The sequence below is a fragment of the Streptomyces laculatispora genome (assembly GCF_017353455.1).
GTDB classification, from domain to species: domain Bacteria; phylum Actinomycetota; class Actinomycetes; order Streptomycetales; family Streptomycetaceae; genus Streptomyces; species Streptomyces laculatispora.
In genome coordinates this window covers 1-3,754 of record NZ_JAFMPZ010000520.1, presented here as the reverse complement: position 1 = coordinate 3,754, position 3,754 = coordinate 1, and the positions used below count along the sequence as shown (strand labels likewise).

The window sequence follows — 3,754 nt, the reverse complement described above, 5'->3', positions numbered from 1 at the left end:
TCGGCCGCGCGATCTACCTGCCGAGCGATCCGCCGGGTGTCACTGTGTGGACGCCCACGCGGCGCACCGACGTCCCCGCCGAGGAGTGGATGCGCCTCACCTACCGGAACACGACGTGGGTGACACAGATCGACGGCGTGCTCGCGGAGGACGCTGCCGCACCGAGCACCGGGGGCACGCCGACGTCGTCCTCGACGCTCCCCGGGTTGATCCTCTGGATGATCGAGCAGGCCCGGGTCACCGCCGGCAGGCGGGTTCTGATCATCGGCGCCGGTACGGGGCTGTCGACCGCCTACGTCTGCGAGATCGCGGGCGAGGACGACACCACCGCCATCGAGACCGACTCCATCGTCGCCGGGCGCGCCCGCGAGGCCCTCGCCGAGGCCGGGTACGCACCGACGCTGATCACGGGCGACGGGCTGTGCGGACATGCCGACCGGGGCCCGTACGACGTCGTCCTCGCGTTCTGCTCCATGCGTCATGTCCCGTACGGCCTGCTTCGGCAGATCAAGGAAGGGGGGACCCTGCTCGTCACCCTGGCCGGGTGGGGATTCGGGCACGGCCTGGTGCTCCTCACCGCTGACGGCGAGGGCGGAGCAAGCGGCCGATTCCTGCCCGGGTACACCTCGTTCATGATGGCCCGCACGCACGACCGGCCCCCGCACGGCCCCTTCGAGCTGCTGCCGGGCGAACAGCGGCAAAGCAGGATCGACCCCGCCCTGCTCGACGACTGGAACGGTCGATACGTCGCACAGCTCGCCGCGCCGTCGGCCGAGCGGCTCGGCGCGGGGTACGAGCAGATCCTGCTCGACGTCGCCACGGGCTCGCAGGCGCGAACTCGGGCAGCCGAGGGCGGCGACGGATGGACCGTGATCCAGCGCGGCCCACTCAAGCTGTGGGACGCCGTCGAGGACTCGGTCGCCCTCTGGCAGGCCCACGGCTCGCCCCACCTGTCCGAGTTCGGTGTGACGATCACGCCCCGCTCCCAGCGGGTGTGGCTGGGTGCCCCGGAAGGCCCTGGCTGGACGCTGCCCGTCTAGGACCTGCCCTGCCGCTCAGGACTTCGGCGCCACCTTCGAGAGCCCGTTGATGATGCGGTCCATCGCGTCGCCGCCCGTCGGGTCGGTGAGGTTGGCGAGCATCTTCAGGGTGAACTTCATCAGCAGCGGGTGCGTCAGGCCGCGCTGGGTGGCGACCTTCATGACCTTCGGGTTGCCGATCAGCTTCACGAAGGCGCGGCCCATCGTGTAGTAGCCGCCGTAGGTCTCCTTGAGCACCTTCGGGTAGTTGTTCAGGGCCAGTTCGCGCTGGGCCGGGGTGGAGCGGGCGTGGGCCTGGACGATGACGTCCGCGGCGATCTGGCCCGACTCCATGGCGTACGCGATGCCTTCGCCGTTGAACGGGTTGACCATGCCGCCCGCGTCACCGACGAGCAGTAGGCCCTTGGTGTAGTGCGGCTGGCGGTTGAAGGCCATCGGGAGGGCGGCGCCGCGGATCGGCATCGTCATGTTCTCGGGGGTGTAGCCCCAGTCCTCCGGCATGGACGCGCACCACGCCTTGAGGACCTCGCGCCAGTCCAGCTCCTTGAAGGCGGAGGAGGAGTTGAGGATGCCGAGGCCGACGTTGGAGGTACCGTCGCCCATGCCGAAGATCCAGCCGTAGCCGGGCAGCAGCCGGTCCTCGGCGCCCCGGCGGTCCCAGAGTTCCAGCCAGGACTCCAGGTAGTCGTCGTCGTGACGGGGCGAGGTGAAGTACGTACGGACCGCGACACCCATCGGGCGGTCCTCGCGGCGGTGCAGGCCCATCGCCAGGGAGAGCCGGGTGGAGTTGCCGTCGGCGGCGACGACGAGGGGGGCGTGGAAGGTGACCGGGGTCTTCTCCTCGCCGAGCTTGGCGTGCACGCCGGTGATCCGGCCGGTGCGGTGGTCGGTGATCGGGGCGCCGACGTTGCAGCGCTCGTACAGCCGCGCGCCGCCCTTCTGCGCCTGGCGGGCCAGCTGCTCGTCGAAGTCGTCGCGCTTGCGGACCAGTCCGTAGTCCGGGTAGGAGGCGAGATCCGGCCAGTCCAGCTGGAGCCGGACGCCGCCGCCGATGATGCGCAGGCCCTTGTTCCGGAGCCAGCCGGCCTCTTCGGAGATGTCGATGCCCATGGAGACGAGCTGCTTGGTGGCGCGCGGTGTGAGGCCGTCGCCGCAGACCTTCTCGCGCGGGAAGGCGGTCTTCTCCAGGAGGAGGACGTCCAGGCCCGCCTTGGCGAGGTAGTACGCGGTCGTGGAGCCGGCTGGGCCTGCCCCGACGACGATCACATCCGCACTGTGTTCGGACAGGGGCTCGGTCACGGTCGGATCTCCCGAAGACTCGAAATCGCGTGCCGCGCGGCACAGGTCCCGTGCAGTCTATGGGGGCCTGCTGATCAGCCTCCCGAAGGGCTCCCCCATGTCGATCGCGCCCCGCACACTCCCTGTCGTACAGCTGCGTGTCCCGACCGACGAGGACGCGATGGCCTGGCACCGCGCCTTCGCCGACCCGGAGGTGATGGCGTTCCTCGGCGGCCGCCCGTCCGAACTGTCCCTGTACGAGGAGTGGACCGCCCGGCAGCGCAGACTCGACGCCGAACGGGGCTTCTGTCTGTGGACCGTGCTCGACGCGAACGGCGAGTTCGTCGGCTTCACCGGGGCGCAGCCGTGGCCGCAGAGCGCGTACGGTCCGGTGGGCGAGATCGAGATCGGCTGGCGGCTGGCCCGTCCGGCATGGGGCCGCGGCTACGTGACCGCGGCCGCGCACCTCGCGGTGGAGCGGCTGCGCGCGGCCGGGGTGGAGCGGGTCGTGGCGACGGTCGACGAGCTCAACAAGCGGTCGGTCGCGGTGGCCCGGCGCCTCGGCATGGAGCGGGCCGAGAGCTTCACGGCCCCCCGGTCGGGGCAGGAGGTGCGCTGCTTCCGGCTGGAGCTGGGACGGTGAGCCGCCTGCCGTGACGCCGGGGCCCGTCAGGCCCGGACGCCCCGGTGCAGCGCCACCACGCCGCCGGTGAGGTTGCGCCAGGCGACGTTCGACCAGCCGGCCTGCTGGAGCCTGGCGGCGAGTCCGGCCTGGTCGGGCCAGGCGCGGATCGACTCGGCGAGGTAGACGTACGCGTCGGGGTTGGACGACACCGCGCGCGCGACCGGCGGCAGCGCCCGCATCAGGTACTCGGTGTAGACGGTCCTGAACGGCGTCCAGACCGGCTGGGAGAACTCGCAGATGACCACCCGGCCGCCCGGCTTGGTCACCCGGTACAGCTCGCTCAGCGCGGCGTCCGTGTCCTGGACGTTGCGCAGCCCGAAGGAGATGGTCACCGCGTCGAACGTCTCGTCGCGAAACGGCAGCCGCGTCGCGTCGCCCGCCGTGAACGGCAGCCAGGAGTTGCGCTTCTTGCCCTCCTGGAGCATGCCGATGGAGAAGTCGCACGGCACGACGTACGCACCGGTCGCGGCGAACGGCAGCGAGGACGTCGCGGTCCCGGCGGCCAGGTCGAGGACCTTCTCCGCGGGCCGGGCGTGCACCGCCTTCGCGACCTCCTTGCGCCACAGCCGGGCCTGGCCGAGCGAGAGCACGTCGTTGGTGAGGTCGTAGTTCGCCGCCACGTCGTCGAACATCGAGGCGACTTCGTGCGGCTGCTTGTCCAGGGAGGCTCGGGTCACGTCTCCCATTCAAGCAGCCCGGTCCCGGACAGTGGGCCTGCCCCGCCGCCGCAGGACCGGGCTGCTTGAATGGG

At 71.1% G+C, this 3,754-nt stretch carries 4 protein-coding genes; 2 read left to right on the top strand and 2 right to left on the bottom strand.

What is annotated here, in order from left to right; genetic code table 11:
- Positions 1-1,040 (top strand): methyltransferase domain-containing protein (locus J1C73_RS27340; protein WP_207318726.1); only part of this gene is annotated, 1,040 nt, incomplete at its 5' end.
- 15 nt (positions 1,041-1,055) lie between these two features.
- Here J1C73_RS27340 and J1C73_RS27335 read toward each other — a convergent pair.
- Entirely contained in the window at positions 1,056-2,339 is a 1,284-nt protein-coding gene (locus J1C73_RS27335; RefSeq protein WP_207318725.1) for a geranylgeranyl reductase family protein, read from the bottom strand.
- Positions 2,340-2,436: 97 nt separating this feature from the next.
- On the opposite strand from J1C73_RS27335, the gene J1C73_RS27330 reads away from it, so the two are divergent.
- The gene (locus J1C73_RS27330) at positions 2,437-2,961 is read left to right on the top strand and encodes a GNAT family N-acetyltransferase (RefSeq protein ID WP_207318724.1); all 525 of its coding nucleotides are present in this window, start codon (positions 2,437-2,439) and stop codon (positions 2,959-2,961) included.
- Between the two features lie 26 nt (positions 2,962-2,987).
- Here J1C73_RS27330 and J1C73_RS27325 read toward each other — a convergent pair whose 3' ends face one another.
- Positions 2,988-3,680, bottom strand: coding sequence for a demethylmenaquinone methyltransferase (locus tag J1C73_RS27325; RefSeq protein WP_207318723.1), 693 nt, complete (start codon positions 3,678-3,680; stop codon positions 2,988-2,990).
- Between the last annotated feature and the right edge of the window lie 74 nt (positions 3,681-3,754).

Excerpts from the sequence above, each read along its gene's own strand:
- J1C73_RS27330 (WP_207318724.1), top strand. The coding sequence starts at position 2,437 with ATGTCGATCGCGCCCCGCACACTCCCTGTCGTACAGCTGCGTGTCCCG.